Source organism: Pseudoruegeria aquimaris (assembly GCF_900172235.1).
Lineage (GTDB): Bacteria > Pseudomonadota > Alphaproteobacteria > Rhodobacterales > Rhodobacteraceae > Pseudoruegeria > Pseudoruegeria aquimaris.
The window spans coordinates 92,347-106,945 of record NZ_FWFQ01000002.1; the positions used below are offsets into that span (position 1 = coordinate 92,347).

Sequence of the window (14,599 nt, forward strand, 5' to 3'; positions counted from 1 at the left end):
GAGCCATGCTGACCGCGATCATCGACTACGATTCCGGCAATCTCCACTCCGCCGAGAAAGCCTTCCAGCGCATGGCGCGCGAAACCGGCACCGGCGAGGTGATCGTGACCTCCTCCCCCGAGGACGTGCTGCGCGCCGACCGCGTGGTGCTGCCCGGCGACGGCGCCTTTCCGGCCTGCAAGGCCGAGCTCTTCGAGCACAGCGGCCTGTTCGAGGCCACCGAGGAGGCGGTGATCCGCCGCGGCCGCCCCTTCCTCGGGATCTGCATCGGCATGCAGATGCTCTCCACGACCGGCCATGAATACGTCGAAACCCCGGGCTTCGACTGGATCGGCGGCGACGTCGTGAAGATCACCCCTGCCGATCCGTCGCTGAAGGTGCCGCACATGGGATGGAACAACCTCGTGATCGACAGCCCCCACCCGCTGCTTGCGGGCGTCGCCTCGGGCGATCACGCCTATTTCGTGCACTCCTACCACTTCCAGGTGAAGGATCCGGCGCACCGGCTGGCCCATGTCGACTACGGCGGCGACATCACCGCCATCGTCGGCCGCGACAACATGGTCGGGATGCAGTTCCACCCGGAAAAGAGCCAGCACATCGGCCTGCGGATGATCGCGAACTTCCTGTCCTGGGCCCCGTGAACCCTCAGGCGGCGCGTTCAGCGAGCCGCGCCGCCATGGGCGGGCGCCCGTAGGCGCGCTTGTAGGCACGGGTGAAACCTTCGGGCGAGCCGTAGCCGTAGCGCCGCGCCACGGCCTCCACCCTGTCTCCGCGCGCAAGGTCGCGCCGTGCGAGTGTCATCCGCCAGCGCCGCAGATAGGCCATCGGCGTTTCGCCGACGCGGGCGGCGAAGAGCTCGGCGAACCGGCTTACCGAAAGCCCGGCCTCCCGCGCCAGATCCTCGGTGCGCCACTGCCGCGCGGGCTGATCGTGCATCGCCACGATGGCCCGGCTCAGCCGCGCATCCGCCAGCCCCGCCAGCAGCCCCGCCTCCGTGGCTCCTTCCGCGATCTGGTGCCGCAAGAGACGTACCAGCAGCACCTCGCACAACCGGCTCAGGACGGACTCCGCCCCGCAGCGACGCGCCGCGCTCTCTGCCAGCAGAACCGCCACCAGCGCCTGCGCCTCCGCATCGCCCTCCAGCGGGTAGCAGACGATCGGCGGCAAGGCCTGCAACAACGGGTTCTGCGCCCCGCCCCAGCCGACGCGGGCCGCGAAGCACACCTCCGCGCCCACGGGCAACCGCGCCGCTGCCGCGCCCCCACCCGCAGCCAGAAGGACGCGCATCCCGCCGCAGTCCGCCGCCCGTGCATCCCGCGAACAGATGATCAGATCGGCCTCGCCGGCCTCGCAGGGGCGCACCTCCAGCTGGAAATGCTGCATCAGGGCAGAGAGCCTGTCATAGGGGGCCATATCGGAATCCACGTCAGGTTATTCGGAACAATCTGATGCAATCATCGGAGATAAAAGCCCCAATCGCAACCCACAGCAAGGATATCCAATGCTGCTTCCCCGCCAGAAAACCCCCGGCCTGACGCTTCCCACCCTCAACCACGGCACCTTCGATCTTGCCGGCGAGGGCGCCGAACGCGGCACCGTCATCTGCTTCTATCGCGGCCTGCACTGCCCGATCTGCGCCACCTACCTCAAGGAACTGGAACGGCTCACCGGCGCCTTCGCCGAGCGCGGCGTGAAAACCATCGCCGTCTCTTCCGACGGCGAAGAACGCGCCCGCGCGATGGCGGAAAAGATCGACGCCAAGGATCTGCGCATCGCCTATGACTTGCCGCTCTCCGTGGCGAAGGACTGGGGCCTCTACATCTCCACCTCCCGCGGCAAGACCTCGATCGGCATCGAGGAGCCTGCCCTCTTCTCGGAGCCCGGCCTCTTCATGGTGACGCCGGAGCAGACGCTCTACTACGGCTCGGTACAGACGATGCCCTTCGTGCGCCCGCATTTCTCCGAACTGGTCGGCGCGCTGGATTTCGCCATCGCCAACGACTACCCCGCCCGCGGCGAATACACCGGCCCCGTCTGAGCACCCGCTCCGTCACTGGGAAAAGGAAAGGCCGGCCCCGTCTCGGGGGCCGGCCTTTGCCGTTCGAGCTGAACGGGCGTTTACTTCACGCGCGTCCAGGTCTGCTTCTTGCAGATCGGCCCGACGCAACCGGCCACCTTGAGGGTATTGCCGGACAGATCCATCTTGGATTTGTAGGTCTTGCCCGTGGAGGGCTGCCAGATCTTGCCGTTCCGATACTTGCCGTTGCCGGCGGCTTCCATGTCCCACACCAGCTGCTTGCCGATGTTGCCGGACTTGTATTCGCCCTCGGCGTTGAAGGTGCGGCTGATCACGCCGCAGAACTTGGCGCCGCAGGGCGCAATGGAGATGTGGGCATAGGAGCCGTCGTCCACCTCGGTCTTCCACACGCCTTCCACGTCATCGGCGAACGCGGCGCCGGCCAGGCCGATCAGGACGGCAGCGGACAGTGCAAACTTTTTCATAGCGGTCATTCCTCCTCACACGCTGGGTGAAAATCTGTCGCACCCGGCGCGTTTGGATCAAGCCTGACGTCGGGTCGCTTTGCAATTGCCGACGTAACGTGCCAAAGGGCAGGCAAGAGCCACCAAGCAACGCGAGCGCCCCATGATCCTCTACCCCGCCATCGACCTGAAAGACGGCAACGCCGTGCGCCTCTACAAGGGCGACATGGCGCAGAGCACCGTGTTCAACGAAGATCCGGCCGCCCAGGCCATGGCCTTCGTGGAAGCGGGCTGCGAATGGCTGCACCTCGTGGATCTCAACGGCGCCTTCGCCGGCGAGCCGGTGAACGCCGCCCCCGTTGAAGAGATCCTGAAGCGCACGAAGGTGCCCGCCCAGCTCGGCGGCGGCATCCGCGACATGGCCACCATCGAGCGCTGGCTCGACAAGGGGCTCGCGCGCGTGATCCTCGGCACCGTGGCCGTGGAAAACCCTGCCCTCGTGCGCGAAGCCGCCCGCGCCTTCCCCGGCAAGGTCGCCGTGGGCATCGATGCCCGCAACGGCCGCGTGGCCACCAAGGGCTGGGCCGAGGAAACCGACGTGACGGTCACCGACCTCGCCAAAAGCTTCGAGGACGCCGGCGTCGCCGCGATCATCTACACCGACATCAACCGCGACGGCGCCATGCAGGGCCCCAACGTGGAGGCCACCGCCGATCTCGCCCGCGCCGTCTCCATCCCCGTGATCGCCTCGGGCGGCGTCTCCTCCCTCGATGATCTGCGCGCCCTGAAAGCCTGCGGCGCCCCCCTGAACGGCGCCATCTCCGGCCGCGCGCTCTACGATGGCGCGATAGACCTGGCCGAAGCGCTCGCCGTACTGAAGGCGTGACGCGGGGCTCCGCCCCGCACCCCGGGATATTTGGAGAACAAAGTCGGCCGCTTCCTCTCGCCACAAATACCTCGGGGGAGGCGCGCCGCAGGCGCGGCGGGGGCAGAGCCCCCATTGGCGCAGCCTTCGTTTCCCGCTAAGAGAGCGGCAGAGGTGACATCATGCTGAAAACCCGCATCATTCCCTGTCTGGACGTGGCCGACGGCCGGGTCGTGAAAGGCGTGAACTTCGTCGATCTGATCGATGCCGGCGATCCCGTGGAAAGCGCCAAGGCCTATGACGCCGCCGGCGCGGACGAGCTGTGCTTCCTCGACATCCACGCTACCCATGAGAACCGCGGCACGATGTATGACCTGGCGCGCCGCACCGCGGAACACTGCTTCATGCCGCTCACCATCGGCGGCGGGGTGCGCACCAGTGAGGACGTGCGCAAGCTGCTGCTTTCGGGCGCGGACAAGGTGAGCTTCAACTCCGCCGCCGTGGCCAACCCGGACGTGGTGGCCGATGCGGCCAACCGCTTCGGCAGCCAGTGCATCGTGGTGGCCATCGACGCCAAGACCGTCGCCCCCGGAAAATGGGAGATCTTCACCCACGGCGGCCGCAGGGGCACGGGGATTGACGCGGTGGAATTCGCCAAGCTGGTCGTCGCCAAGGGCGCCGGCGAGATCCTGCTCACCAGCATGGACCGCGACGGCACCCGCGCCGGGTTCAACCTGCCCCTGACCCGCGCCATCTCGGACGCGGTTCCGGTGCCGGTGATCGCCTCGGGCGGCGTCGGCACGCTGGATCATCTCGTGGAGGGGGTGACGGAGGGCGGCGCTTCGGCCGTGCTGGCGGCCTCGATCTTCCACTTCGGCGACTACACCATCCGCGAGGCCAAGGAATACATGGCCGCCGCGGGCATCCCCATGAGGCTGACATGACGACGCTCGAACGGCTTGCCGCGACCGTGGCCGCCCGCAAGGGGGCCGATCCCCAAAGCTCCTGGACGGCGAAGCTTCTGTCCAAGGGGCCGGAGAAATGCGCCGAGAAATTCGGCGAAGAGGCGGTGGAAGCGGTGATCGCGGCCGTGAAAGGCGACAAGGCCGAGCTGACGGCGGAAGCGGCGGACGTGTTGTTCCACCTGCTCGTCATGCTGGAATCCCGCGATGTCGCGCTGGCCGACGTGCTGGCGGAACTTGAGCGCCGCGAAGGCACCTCGGGAATTGCCGAGAAGGCCGCCCGCAAGGGCTAGGATCAACCGATCAGCCGCGGCCACTCGATTCTCGGGCAGCGATTCTGCACCACCAGCAGCCCATGGGCCTCGGCCAGAGCCGCGGCTTCGCGGTTTTCGATACCAAGCTGCATCCAGACGGTCCTGAGCGCCGGCAGCGCGGCGATCGCCTCCTCCACGATGGGCAGGATCTGCTCGGAGCGCCGGAAGAGATCGATCATGTCCACGTTCTCGGCGGCGGGAATCTCGGACAGGCGGCCGTAGACTGGCGCGCCGAAGAGCGCCTGCCCCGCGAGCCCGGGATTCACGCCGATCACCCGTTTGCCCTTGCCCCGCAGGAACTGCGAGACGGAGTTACTGGGGCGCTCGGGCTTTGCCGAAGCGCCGACGCAGGCGATCACCGCCGAATCAAGAAGGGCCTGCCGTATCTGGGAATCCGTTGCCATGCCCACAGACTGCGCCGAATGCGCCCGCCGGCCAAGGCTCCACGGGCGCGCAGTCAAAAAAAGCGCCCGTCGTTTCTGGAACGCGGGCGCAGTGCGGAACGAGGGACAGTGAAGTGAGCGACAGGTGTTCCGAACCTGGGCTCTGACATGTGAGATAAGTGCCACAGAGAAAATTTAAAGATCTGCTGATATCTTTGTGATCGGAAAATTTTCTTGACGCGACTCACGCGGAAAGAACGTCAGGCCAGTTCGCGTCGGCCTTGGCGACGTTTCCGGGGATGTCCTGGCTCCAGATTCCGCGCACGGTGGTGTTGTAGTTCAGGTAGAGGCGGCCTTCGTGGATCGTCCAGGCGTCCGGCGAGGTCGTCGCGGTGCCGCCTTTGGATGCGGCATAGGCGCAGTAGCCGCCGTATTTGGGTGCGAAGGCTTCGGGATCGGCCTCGAAGGCGGCCTTGTTGCGGTCCGAGGCGAAATGCCAGGTGGCGCCCTTGTAGCTCACCGCGTGGGCCGCGGCGCCTTTGACGGGCTGGCCCTCGTTGAAATAGGCCACGGGATCGTAACCGTTGATGGCCACGCCCCCCTCGGCGTAGATTTCGGGCTTCGCGGCGAGCGCGGGGCGGGCCAGCGTGCCGGCGACGGGAACGGCGACAAGCAGGCCGAGAGCGGTGCGACGAGTGATCATGGGGTCCTCCGGGTTTCGTGTCTTGCCCAGAGATGACGGCACGGCGGGCTTCGCGAAACCCCTTCAACGAAAGCGTGATCGCCGGTGAGCGGACGGGCGCCGAGCGGGATCAGTCGAAAATGTCGTCGAGCAGGTCGAATGCTTCGGAGAAGAGCTTGCGCGCCGGGCTCTTCTTTTTCTTGTTCTTTTTCTTGGATTTCTTGGGCTTGTGATAGCTGGGCTTGGCCTGCAGTGGGCGCTGGTAATGCGCCTGCTGGCCGGCCGCGCTCGGCATGATTTTCAGATCGTGCAGCGGCGCGCCGCAGCCGGAGCAGGCCAGTTCGTGGCGTTCCCGCCCCGACAGGACAAGTGCCGCACGGGTGCCGCAGTAGCAACAGGTCGCGATCTTCGTGGGGTGCGGCATCTCTCCTCCGGCGTCAGGCTCTCACTGCATATAGGGCCACGGCCGCCGCATTGGAGACGTTGAGCGAGCCGAAAGTGCCGATTGCCGGGATTTTCACCAGTTTGTCGCAGGTTTCCTTGGTCTTTTCGCGCAGGCCCGGCCCTTCGGAGCCCATCACCAGCGCGATCGGGCGATCGCGCTGCCCCTCCAGCGCCTCGCCGATTGTCTGCTCCGCTTCGCCGTCGAGGCCGAGCATGAGGTAGCCGAAGGATTTGAGCTGTTCCATGGCTTCGGACAGGTTGCGCACGCGCAGGTAGGGCTGGCGTTCGAGCGCGCCGGAGGCGGTTTTGGCGAGGGCGCCGGTTTCCGGCGCGGAGTGACGCGCCGTCGCGATCACCGCGCAGGCCCCGAAGACTTCCGCCGAGCGCAGGATGGCGCCCACGTTGTGGGGATCGGACACCCGATCCAGCAGCACGACGCAGGGCATCGGGCCGTCGGGCGGCGTGCAGACCTCGTGCAGCGCGCCCCAGTGCAGGGGCTTCACTTCCAGCGCGGCCCCCTGGTGCACCGACTGCGGATCGAGCGGCGCGGAGAACTTGCGCGGATCCACGATCTCGGGCGCCATGCCGCTTGCCGCGATGTCTTCGGCAAGCTTGTCGTGGGCGTTCTTGGTCACGATCAGGCGCAGTTTCTCGCGCCGGGGATTCTGCAGGGCGTCGCGCACCGCGTGCAGGCCGAACAGCCAGACGGTCTCTGCGGCCGCGGCCCGTTTGGCCTTCTCTTTTTCCACCACCCACTTCGGCTTTTTCATTGCCCGGCACCCTTGTTTTGCTGCGCCCGGGACAATGCGCACGGGCCAGCGGGATGTGCAAGATATTTTCCTGTTGACGCCCCCCGGCATGGCCTGTAATCAGCGCCCCACATCCGGCGGACAACGCCGATGTGGGCGACGGGCTGCAAGGTGCGGCAGCGGACTGTAACTCCGCCGGGGAGACCCATGCCTGGTTCGATTCCAGGGTCGCCCACCACCCCTCCCCCCTCACACCATCACCCTCCGGTTCCTCCCTTACACCATCACCATCCGACTCCGCCCGCTGGGCCGTTGCTAGGCTGATACGGGCCGTGCCCTCTCGGCGCGCGGCGATTGACACCGCCCCGCAGGCGTGTTGCACCTGTCAGGGACCACCCTATGTGATCGGGCACCGGATTTTCCGGCCCGGCACAGATGGCAGAGGCCGATTGGATGCAAAGCAATTTCGATGTGATCGTCGTGGGCTCCGGCCCCGCGGGCAGCGCCGCCGCCGTGCAGGCCCGCCGCGCGGGGCTGAGCGTCGCGCTCGTGGACAAGGCCACGTTTCCACGCAAGAAGCTCTGCGGCGGGCTCGTCACCGGGCGCAGCCGCAAGGCCATCAAGGCGATCTTCGGCGCCGAGGTCGAGGGGCAGATGTTCCTAAAGGCCACCGAGATGCGCTTCTCCGCAAAGGGGCGGCTGCTGGCGGATCTGGCCGACGGCCCGCCCGTCCACCTCACGATGCGGTGGGATTTCGACGAATGGCTCCACGGATTCGCGCTTGAGGCGGGCGCCGTGCCCTTCCTCGGGCAGGGGTTCACCGCGATCGACGAAACCGCCCGGCGCATCACCCTGAAGGACGGCACCGCGTTGCACTACGGCGTGCTCATCGGCGCGGACGGCGTGAACTCCGCCGTGGCCCGCGCCCTTTTCGGGCGGCCCTTCGACCCGGAGACCATCGGCTTCGGGCTGGAGATCGAAGCCCCCGGCACGGCGATGCACGACTACGTGGAGGTGGATCTGGACGCCGCCGTCTGGGGCTACGGCTGGGCCTTCCCCAAGCATCACTCCACCACCATCGGCGTGGGCGGGATCAAGAGCCGCAACGCGGACATGAAGGCCCATATGGCGGCCTACCTCGAACGCTGCGGGCTGGAGCCGGATGCCATTCCCTACAAGGGCCAGTTCCTGCCCTTCGGCGATTTCAAGAAGGTTCCGGGCCGCGGCCCGGTGCTGCTCTGCGGCGATGCCGCGGGCCTCGTGGATCCGATCACCGGCGAAGGCATCGCGCTGGCGATGGAAAGCGGCGCGCTCGCGGCCACGGCCGCCGCCGAGGCGCTGGCCGCACAGGCGCCCGAGACCGCGCTGCGGCGCTACCGGACCGCGCTCCGGCCCATGCACCAATCCCTGCGCGAAGCGCGCATGTGGCGCAGCCTGATGTTTCCGAAGGCCATGCGCGAGGTGTTCCTCTCGGCCTTCGCGCGCGGCACCTCGCTCCAGAACAAATACCTGCGCCTGCTGGCGGGCGAGATCGAGTATCGCGACCTGCGCCTGATGTTCCTGCGCAAGGCACCGAAGGCGGCCATCCGGGCCATCGGGCGCAAGCTGCGCCCCGGCACCCGGGCGGAAGGCCGGCCGTGAGGGCCACGGGGGCCAGGCGGGCCACCGGACTCCTGGGCGCTGCCCTGCTGGTGCTGGCAGCCCTCCTGGCCCCGCCCGCCGCAGTGGCGCAATCCCCCGAGGAAATCCGCTTCGCCAAGGCTTTCCTGAACGCGTTGCAGGAGCGCTCCTTCGCCCGCAACCGCGAATACTGCGGCTACTTCGGCCTCACGGCGGAGGGCCGGCTCGCCGCCACCCGTCCGCGCCGGGGTCAGGCCGACAGCTGCACGCTGCGCTGGAGCGGCCAGATCCGCATCTTCGCCTCCTACCACACCCACGGTGCATTCGATCCGGGGCATTTCAACGAATTCCCCTCCTCCGCCGACATCGAGAGCGATCGCGACGAGGGAATCGACGGCTACGTGGCCACGCCCGGCGGGCGGCTGTGGTTCATCGACGGGGAGCGCGCGGTGGCGCGGCTGATCTGCGGGCCCGGCTGCCTGAAACAGGATCCGGGTTTCATTCCCGGCCTCGACGGCGCGATTCCCGAGGTGCTGAGCCTCGGGCAGGTCCGGCGCTGGGAGAGCGGCAACTGAGCCTGCGTGCCGGCGGCCGGATGACGGCCGTTCTTCAGCCCAGATGCGCGAGAACTTCCTCGGCCAGCGCGGCGATCTCCTGCGCCGCCGGGGCCGTGCGGCCCTTCTCGGTCACGCCCAGCCCCTCGCCGAGCGCTTCGGCGAAGGCCACGCGGTTGCCGATGACGGTTTCGGCCTTGCGCCCCTGCAGATCCGCGATCTGGCGCGCCACGTCGGCCGTCAGCCGGGCGCGCGCGGCGGCCCGGTTCATCACGAAGAGCACGGGCTTGTCCTCCCGCGCGGCCAGTTCCACCAGCCCCTCGGTGGCCCAGAGATCCACCTGGCTCGTGGCGATGGGCACGATCACCAGGTCGGAGACCCTGAGCGCGGGGCGCAGATCGGCGTCGATCTTGGGCGGGGTGTCCACGAGCACAACGTCGTGGCTGCCGGCAAGCTTGCCTACCTCGTAGGAGACGCCCCAGGCCGAGGCCGTGCCGAAACTCAAGGACTCGTCCTCGCCCCGCGCCTCGATGCGCGCCATGAACCAGCGCCCGAGCGAGCCCTGCGGATCGGTGTCCAGCACCGCGACGCGCAGGCCCTTCTCCCGAAACGCCACGGCGAGGTTCGCCGCCAGCGTCGTCTTGCCGGATCCGCCCTTCTGCTGGGCCACTGTCAGTACGATTCCGCTCATTGCATGGCTCCTTCGACGCGACTCAACACCGGCCGATGCTGCAATTGCAAACAAAACCTGCCGCCACCCCCCGCGACCAAGCCACGCGGGCCTTCGCGCGGCGCGCGCGGTCTGGGCAAGGCGCCCAAAAAACAGGCAGAGGAGGCCGCGCCGCGCAAGGCCGCGCTGGCGGCCGCACGCCAGCGCATGGCCGCCCGCCGCGGGGCAGCCTACATCCGGCCTGTGAGCAGCAAGTTGCGCATAACCGTCGTCGACGCCGATCCCGAGCGCGCCCACATGATCGTGGACGGGCTCTGCGAGGCCGGCGATTTCGAGGTCACGGTGCTGGGCGACGATACCGGCCTCGCCCGCAAGCTGGCCGATCTGGCACCCGACGTGGTGCTGATCGATCTGGCCAACCCCAGCCGCGACACGCTCGAACAGCTCTCCGTGGCCACCGGCGCCAACAGCCGCCCCGTGGCCATGTTCGTGGATCGCTCGGACCCGGAGATGACCCGCGCCGCGATCCAGGCCGGGCTCTCGGCCTACGTAGTGGACGGGCTGAAGAAGGAGCGCATCAAGCCGGTGATCGATGCCGCCATCACCCGCTTCCACATGCTCTCGCAGATGCGCAGCGAGTTGAACGCCGCCAAGGCCGCGCTGGCGGAACGCAAGATGATCGAGCGGGCCAAGGGACTGCTGATCCAGGCCCGCGGCATCAGCGAGGATCAGGCCTACGCGCTCCTGCGCAAGACGGCAATGGACCAGGGCAAGAAGGTGGCCGAGGTGGCGCAGGCGCTCATCACGGCCGCGGAGTTGCTGAAATGAAGCCGCGTCTGACAGCCGGCTTCCTCCCGCTGGTGGATTGCGCCCCGCTCGTGGTGGCCCATGAACTGGGGTTCGCGGAGCGCGAGGGCTTCCAACTGGATCTCGTCAAGCAACCTTCCTGGTCGGCGATCCGCGACATGCTCGCGCTCGGCCACATCGAGGCGGCGCACATGCTCTCGCCGATGCCCGTGGCCATGTCGCTCGGGCTCGGCGGGCTTGCGGCGCGGGTGGACGTGCTCATGGTTCTGTCGGTCAACGGCAACTCCATGGGGGTGACCCCGGCCATCGCGGAGCGGATGCGGGCCAATGGCTGGAGCGGCGCCTTCAACGCCCCCTTCGAAACGGGCAAACACCTGATCGAGGCCACCGGCGGCGAGATCCGCCTCGGCGTGCCCTTCCCTTTTTCCATGCATGCCGAACTGTTCCACCACTGGCTCGGCGCGCTCGGCATTTCGGCTGGCGAAGCGCTGGACGTGCGCACCATCCCGCCGCCGCGCATGGCCGACGCCATCGGCGCAGGCGAGATCGACGCCTTCTGCGTCGGCGAACCCTGGGGCTCACTGGCCGTGGAAACCGGCGTCGCCGAACTGGTGCTGCCCGGCAGCGCCATCTGGGCCTTCGCGCCGGAAAAGGTGCTCGCCGTGCGCCACGAATGGTGCGAGGCCAACCCCGAGCTGACCCGCGGCCTGATGCGGGCCATCCATGCCGCCAGCCGCTGGCTGGGCACGCCGGAGAACCGGATGATGGCCTCCGAACTGCTGGCGCGCTCCGATTACCTCGATCTCAGCGATACGATCATCGACCGCGCCCTCACCTGGACGATCCAGCCCCGCCCCGGCCAGATCGGAGAGCGCGTGGAGAATTTCCAGCGCTTCCACGGCGGCGCGGCCACCTTCCCGTGGCGCTCGCAGGGCGCGTGGATCGCCACCCACATCGCCGCCCGCGCCGGAATCGCGCGCGAAGAGGCCCTGCGCGTGGCCCGCGCCTGTTTCCGCAGCGATCTCTACCGCGCCAACCTCACCGGCACCGGCGCCGACATGCCCGGCGCCTCCGAGAAGCTGGAAGGCGCCCTGCCCCGGGCCACCCCCGTGGCCTCGGTGCGCGGCGAGATGATTCTGGGGCCCGACGCCTTCTTCGACGGCCAGGTTTTCGACTTCGGCACCTGAAGCGCGCCCAAAAAACAGGCAGGCGAGAAAAGCACCCGGCGCAACCGCAGCGAGATCCCCGAAGGCCCTCGCCGCAACGCAGCAAAACGGGCAAAAGAGTATCAGTCGCGCAGGGCAAGGGCGTCCTGCAAAGCGATCCCAAAGGAATTTGGGCCCATCGACACTGGGAATGCCTGAGCAATGCCGCTCGATCTGTCTCCCCCCCCTCCTCCCTGGGGCGCGGACAGCTCGCGCGGCATTTTTTTATGCCCCTTCCTCCCAAGGGGCGACGTGACACGAGAGGACGCACGCACCATGAAACGCGCTATCAGCACAGCCGTCGCCGCCAGCCTTGCCCTGGCCGCGCCCGCCATGGCCGAAATGCTCGACGTCGAGAAGGACGAACTGACCTTCGGCTTCATCAAGCTGACCGACATGGCCCCGCTGGCCGTGGCCTATGAGAACGGCTACTTCGAAGACGAGGGCCTCTTCGTGACGCTCGAAGCCCAGGCCAACTGGAAGGTGCTGCTGGACGGCGTGATCGACGGCCAGCTCGACGGCGCCCACATGCTGGCCGGCCAGCCGCTCGCCGCCACCATCGGTTTCGGCACCGAGGCCCATATCATCACCCCCTTCTCCATGGATCTGAATGGCAACGGCATCACCGTTTCCAACGAGATCTGGGAGAAGATGAAACCCCATGTCGCCAAGATGGACGACGGCCGCCCGCAGCACCCGATCTCGGCGGCGGCGCTGAAACCGGTGGTCGAGGAATATGCCGCCGAGGGCAAGCCCTTCAACATGGGCATGGTCTTCCCCGTCTCCACCCACAACTACGAGCTGCGCTACTGGCTCGCCGCCGGCGGCCTGCACCCCGGCTTCTACTCCGCCGAGAACATCACCGGCCAGATCGGCGCCGACGTGCTGCTCTCCGTCACCCCGCCGCCGCAGATGCCCGCCACGATGGAAGCCGGCACGATCTACGGCTACTGCGTGGGCGAGCCGTGGAACCAGCAGGCCGTGTTCAAGGGCATCGGCGTGCCGGTGATCACCGACTACGAGCTCTGGAAGAACAACCCCGAGAAGGTCTTCGGCATCACCGCCGAATTCGCCGAGCAATACCCCAACACGACGCTCGCCATCACCAAGGCGCTGATCCGTGCCGCGATCTGGCTGGATGAGAACGACAACGCCAACCGCCCCGAGGCGGTGGAGATCCTGAGCCGCTCCGAATACGTGGGCGCGGACTACGAGGTGATCGCCAACTCGATGACGGGCACCTTCGAATACGAAAAGGGCGACAAGCGCGAGGTGCCGGACTTCAACGTCTTCTTCCGCTACAACGCCACCTACCCCTTCTACTCCGACGCCGTCTGGTACCTGACCCAGATGCGCCGCTGGGGTCAGATCACCGAAGCCAAGCCCGACAGCTGGTATGACGAAGTGGCCCGCTCCGTCTACAAGCCCGAGATCTACCTCGAAGCCGCCCGCCTGCTGGTGGAAGAGGGCCTCGCCGATGAAGCCGATTTCCCCTGGGACAGCGACGGCTACAAGGCGCCGACCCCGGCCGCCGACATCATCGACGGCATCCCCTACGACGGCAAGCAGCCCAACGCCTACCTCGACAGCCTGCCCATCGGCCTGAAGGGCGCCCAGAAGGTCGTGGGCAACGAAGTCCAGGGCTAACCCCCGCGCATCGGGCGCGCGCCCCTCACACTCCCCGGCAGCGCGCCCCTCTCCCTTCCCCTCTTCCGAGGGGGGAAGGGCCCAGGAACACCGAACCAGCCCAACGCCAGCAAAGGACACGGAACATGGCAACCGTCGATCCCGATTTCACCGCCGCCGAGGCCAAGGAGGCCCGCCGCGCCCGCCTCTTCACCCGCATCAACAAGGCCGACGCCTGGTTCAAGGTGCTGGGCCTCGCCTTCATCACGCCGATCCTGAAAGCCGCCGCAGGCGACAACCCGCGCGCCCAGATGAAGGAAATCTGGATGCTGCTCGGCGTGCCGCTGACCTCGATCCTGATCTTCCTGATGGTCTGGGCCAACCTCGCGCCCAAAGTGCAGACCTCGCTCGGCGCCATCCCCGGCCCGGCGCAGGTCTGGGAGCAGGTGATCAACCTGCATGAAGACGCGCAGCGCACCAGCGCCAAGCGCGACGCCTTCTACGAACGCCAGGAAGAGCGCAACGCCAAGCTGGAGGCCGAAGGCAAATCCGACAAGGTGAAGTGGCGCACCTTCACCGGCAAGCCGACCTACTACGACCAGATCTGGACCTCGATCAAAACCGTCTTCTTCGGCTTCCTGCTGGCCACCATCGTCGCCGTGCCGCTGGGCATCGCCGCGGGCCTTTCGCCGGTGGCCAATGCCGCGATCAACCCGATGATCCAGATCTTCAAGCCGGTCTCGCCCCTTGCCTGGCTGCCGATCGTGACGATGGTCGTCTCGGCGCTCTACACCACCAACGACGGGCTCTTCACCAAGAGCTTCCTGAACTCCGCCATCACCGTGACGCTCTGCTCGCTCTGGCCGACGCTGATCAACACCGCGCTCGGCGTGGCCTCCATCGACAAGGATCTTGTGAACGTTTCCAAGGTCTTGAAGATGAACACCTGGACCAAGATCACCAAGCTGGTGCTGCCCTCTGCCCTGCCGCTGATCTTCACCGGCCTGCGGCTTTCGCTGGGTGTGGGCTGGATGGTGCTGATCGCCGCCGAGATGCTGGCGCAGAACCCGGGGCTCGGCAAATTCGTCTGGGACGAGTTCCAGAACGGCTCCAGCCAGTCGCTCGCCAAGATCATGGTGGCCGTCTTCACCATCGGCATCATCGGCTTCCTGCTGGACCGCCTGATGTATGCGATCCAGTCCATGTTCACCTTCTCCAACAACCGGTGATCGCC

Annotated in this window: 18 protein-coding genes and 1 tRNA gene; 12 read left to right on the plus strand and 7 right to left on the minus strand. The window is 67.3% G+C overall.

Annotated elements, in window-relative coordinates; translation table 11 throughout:
• Positions 1 to 5: 5 nt before the first annotated feature.
• Positions 6 to 644 carry an imidazole glycerol phosphate synthase subunit HisH gene (gene hisH / locus PSA7680_RS01835; protein ID WP_085866958.1) on the plus strand — a complete coding sequence of 213 codons (639 nt, stop codon included), beginning with the start codon at positions 6 to 8 and terminating at the stop codon, positions 642 to 644.
• 4 nt (positions 645 to 648) lie between these two features.
• Here the strand turns inward: hisH and PSA7680_RS01840 are convergent, their stop codons facing one another.
• Entirely contained in the window at positions 649 to 1,428 is a 780-nt protein-coding gene (locus PSA7680_RS01840; protein WP_306372443.1) for a helix-turn-helix transcriptional regulator, read from the minus strand.
• A gap of 76 nt (positions 1,429 to 1,504) precedes the next feature.
• Between PSA7680_RS01840 and PSA7680_RS01845 the strand changes: the two genes are divergently transcribed.
• A complete protein-coding gene (locus PSA7680_RS01845) occupies positions 1,505 to 2,041 on the plus strand; it encodes a peroxiredoxin-like family protein (RefSeq protein ID WP_085866959.1) in 537 nt (178 codons plus the stop codon).
• A gap of 80 nt (positions 2,042 to 2,121) precedes the next feature.
• On the opposite strand, the gene PSA7680_RS01850 is transcribed toward PSA7680_RS01845, so the two are convergent.
• Positions 2,122 to 2,505 carry a DUF2147 domain-containing protein gene (locus PSA7680_RS01850; protein ID WP_085866960.1) on the minus strand — a complete coding sequence of 128 codons (384 nt, stop codon included), beginning with the start codon at positions 2,503 to 2,505 and terminating at the stop codon, positions 2,122 to 2,124.
• A gap of 142 nt (positions 2,506 to 2,647) precedes the next feature.
• On the opposite strand from PSA7680_RS01850, the gene hisA reads away from it, so the two are divergent.
• The 3 genes from hisA to PSA7680_RS01865 all read left to right on the plus strand — a co-directional run bounded on the left by hisA (position 2,648) and on the right by PSA7680_RS01865 (position 4,604).
• Positions 2,648 to 3,370, plus strand: a complete 723-nt coding sequence (hisA, locus tag PSA7680_RS01855) for a 1-(5-phosphoribosyl)-5-[(5-phosphoribosylamino)methylideneamino]imidazole-4-carboxamide isomerase (RefSeq protein WP_085866961.1) — start codon at positions 2,648 to 2,650, stop codon at positions 3,368 to 3,370.
• A gap of 161 nt (positions 3,371 to 3,531) precedes the next feature.
• A complete protein-coding gene (gene hisF / locus PSA7680_RS01860; RefSeq protein WP_085866962.1) occupies positions 3,532 to 4,293 on the plus strand; it encodes an imidazole glycerol phosphate synthase subunit HisF in 762 nt (253 codons plus the stop codon).
• Positions 4,290 to 4,604 carry a phosphoribosyl-ATP diphosphatase gene (locus PSA7680_RS01865; protein WP_085866963.1) on the plus strand — a complete coding sequence of 105 codons (315 nt, stop codon included), beginning with the start codon at positions 4,290 to 4,292 and terminating at the stop codon, positions 4,602 to 4,604. Before hisF ends, PSA7680_RS01865 begins: the two co-directional genes overlap by 4 nt.
• 2 nt (positions 4,605 to 4,606) lie before the next feature.
• Here the strand turns inward: PSA7680_RS01865 and PSA7680_RS01870 are convergent, their stop codons facing one another.
• From PSA7680_RS01870 to rlmB, 4 genes are all read right to left on the minus strand, one after another.
• Entirely contained in the window at positions 4,607 to 5,029 is a 423-nt protein-coding gene (locus PSA7680_RS01870; RefSeq protein WP_085866964.1) for a CoA-binding protein, read from the minus strand.
• A 223-nt stretch (positions 5,030 to 5,252) separates the two neighbouring features.
• A complete protein-coding gene (locus PSA7680_RS01875; protein ID WP_085866965.1) occupies positions 5,253 to 5,711 on the minus strand; it encodes a YHS domain-containing (seleno)protein in 459 nt (152 codons plus the stop codon).
• Between the two features lie 109 nt (positions 5,712 to 5,820).
• The gene (locus PSA7680_RS01880; protein WP_085866966.1) at positions 5,821 to 6,114 is read right to left on the minus strand and encodes a hypothetical protein; all 294 of its coding nucleotides are present in this window, start codon (positions 6,112 to 6,114) and stop codon (positions 5,821 to 5,823) included.
• A 13-nt stretch (positions 6,115 to 6,127) separates the two neighbouring features.
• Positions 6,128 to 6,904 (minus strand): 23S rRNA (guanosine(2251)-2'-O)-methyltransferase RlmB, encoded by a 777-nt coding sequence (rlmB, locus tag PSA7680_RS01885; RefSeq protein ID WP_085866967.1) that lies wholly within the window; start codon positions 6,902 to 6,904, stop codon positions 6,128 to 6,130.
• 133 nt (positions 6,905 to 7,037) lie between these two features.
• Here rlmB and PSA7680_RS18665 point away from each other — a divergent pair.
• From PSA7680_RS18665 to PSA7680_RS01895, 3 genes are all read left to right on the plus strand, one after another.
• A tRNA-Tyr gene (locus PSA7680_RS18665) sits at positions 7,038 to 7,121 on the plus strand.
• Between the two features lie 197 nt (positions 7,122 to 7,318).
• A complete protein-coding gene (locus PSA7680_RS01890; protein WP_245824413.1) occupies positions 7,319 to 8,524 on the plus strand; it encodes a geranylgeranyl reductase family protein in 1,206 nt (401 codons plus the stop codon).
• Between the two features lie 50 nt (positions 8,525 to 8,574).
• Positions 8,575 to 9,078 carry a DUF4329 domain-containing protein gene (locus PSA7680_RS01895; protein ID WP_245824414.1) on the plus strand — a complete coding sequence of 168 codons (504 nt, stop codon included), beginning with the start codon at positions 8,575 to 8,577 and terminating at the stop codon, positions 9,076 to 9,078.
• A 34-nt stretch (positions 9,079 to 9,112) separates the two neighbouring features.
• Here PSA7680_RS01895 and parA read toward each other — a convergent pair whose 3' ends face one another.
• Positions 9,113 to 9,748: a ParA family partition ATPase gene (gene parA, locus PSA7680_RS01900; protein ID WP_085866968.1), complete on the minus strand. Its 636-nt coding sequence runs from the start codon at positions 9,746 to 9,748 to the stop codon at positions 9,113 to 9,115.
• Positions 9,749 to 9,970: 222 nt separating this feature from the next.
• On the opposite strand from parA, the gene PSA7680_RS01905 reads away from it, so the two are divergent.
• The 4 genes from PSA7680_RS01905 (at position 9,971) to PSA7680_RS01920 (ending at position 14,594) form a co-directional block, all read left to right on the plus strand.
• A complete protein-coding gene (locus PSA7680_RS01905) occupies positions 9,971 to 10,555 on the plus strand; it encodes an ANTAR domain-containing response regulator (RefSeq protein WP_085867133.1) in 585 nt (194 codons plus the stop codon).
• Positions 10,552 to 11,721 carry a CmpA/NrtA family ABC transporter substrate-binding protein gene (locus PSA7680_RS01910; RefSeq protein ID WP_085866969.1) on the plus strand — a complete coding sequence of 390 codons (1,170 nt, stop codon included), beginning with the start codon at positions 10,552 to 10,554 and terminating at the stop codon, positions 11,719 to 11,721. Before PSA7680_RS01905 ends, PSA7680_RS01910 begins: the two co-directional genes overlap by 4 nt.
• 294 nt (positions 11,722 to 12,015) lie before the next feature.
• The gene (locus PSA7680_RS01915; protein ID WP_085866970.1) at positions 12,016 to 13,386 is read left to right on the plus strand and encodes a CmpA/NrtA family ABC transporter substrate-binding protein; all 1,371 of its coding nucleotides are present in this window, start codon (positions 12,016 to 12,018) and stop codon (positions 13,384 to 13,386) included.
• A gap of 125 nt (positions 13,387 to 13,511) precedes the next feature.
• Positions 13,512 to 14,594 carry an ABC transporter permease gene (locus PSA7680_RS01920; protein WP_085866971.1) on the plus strand — a complete coding sequence of 361 codons (1,083 nt, stop codon included), beginning with the start codon at positions 13,512 to 13,514 and terminating at the stop codon, positions 14,592 to 14,594.
• Positions 14,595 to 14,599: the final 5 nt, after the last annotated feature.

What these genes read in the sequence shown, in the direction of transcription:
- hisH (WP_085866958.1), top strand. Translation starts at nt 6, where the DNA reads ATGCTGACCGCGATCATCGACTACGATTCCGGCAATCTCCACTCCGCC.
- PSA7680_RS01845 (WP_085866959.1), top strand. Translation starts at nt 1,505, where the DNA reads ATGCTGCTTCCCCGCCAGAAAACCCCCGGCCTGACGCTTCCCACCCTC.
- PSA7680_RS01850 (WP_085866960.1), bottom strand. Translation starts at nt 2,505, where the DNA reads ATGAAAAAGTTTGCACTGTCCGCTGCCGTCCTGATCGGCCTGGCCGGC.
- hisA (WP_085866961.1), top strand. Translation starts at nt 2,648, where the DNA reads ATGATCCTCTACCCCGCCATCGACCTGAAAGACGGCAACGCCGTGCGC.
- hisF (WP_085866962.1), top strand. Translation starts at nt 3,532, where the DNA reads ATGCTGAAAACCCGCATCATTCCCTGTCTGGACGTGGCCGACGGCCGG.
- PSA7680_RS01865 (WP_085866963.1), top strand. Translation starts at nt 4,290, where the DNA reads ATGACGACGCTCGAACGGCTTGCCGCGACCGTGGCCGCCCGCAAGGGG.
- PSA7680_RS01870 (WP_085866964.1), bottom strand. Translation starts at nt 5,029, where the DNA reads ATGGCAACGGATTCCCAGATACGGCAGGCCCTTCTTGATTCGGCGGTG.
- PSA7680_RS01875 (WP_085866965.1), bottom strand. Translation starts at nt 5,711, where the DNA reads ATGATCACTCGTCGCACCGCTCTCGGCCTGCTTGTCGCCGTTCCCGTC.
- PSA7680_RS01880 (WP_085866966.1), bottom strand. Translation starts at nt 6,114, where the DNA reads ATGCCGCACCCCACGAAGATCGCGACCTGTTGCTACTGCGGCACCCGT.
- rlmB (WP_085866967.1), bottom strand. Translation starts at nt 6,904, where the DNA reads ATGAAAAAGCCGAAGTGGGTGGTGGAAAAAGAGAAGGCCAAACGGGCC.
- PSA7680_RS01890 (WP_245824413.1), top strand. Translation starts at nt 7,319, where the DNA reads ATGGCAGAGGCCGATTGGATGCAAAGCAATTTCGATGTGATCGTCGTG.
- parA (WP_085866968.1), bottom strand. Translation starts at nt 9,748, where the DNA reads ATGAGCGGAATCGTACTGACAGTGGCCCAGCAGAAGGGCGGATCCGGC.
- PSA7680_RS01910 (WP_085866969.1), top strand. Translation starts at nt 10,552, where the DNA reads ATGAAGCCGCGTCTGACAGCCGGCTTCCTCCCGCTGGTGGATTGCGCC.
- PSA7680_RS01915 (WP_085866970.1), top strand. Translation starts at nt 12,016, where the DNA reads ATGAAACGCGCTATCAGCACAGCCGTCGCCGCCAGCCTTGCCCTGGCC.
- PSA7680_RS01920 (WP_085866971.1), top strand. Translation starts at nt 13,512, where the DNA reads ATGGCAACCGTCGATCCCGATTTCACCGCCGCCGAGGCCAAGGAGGCC.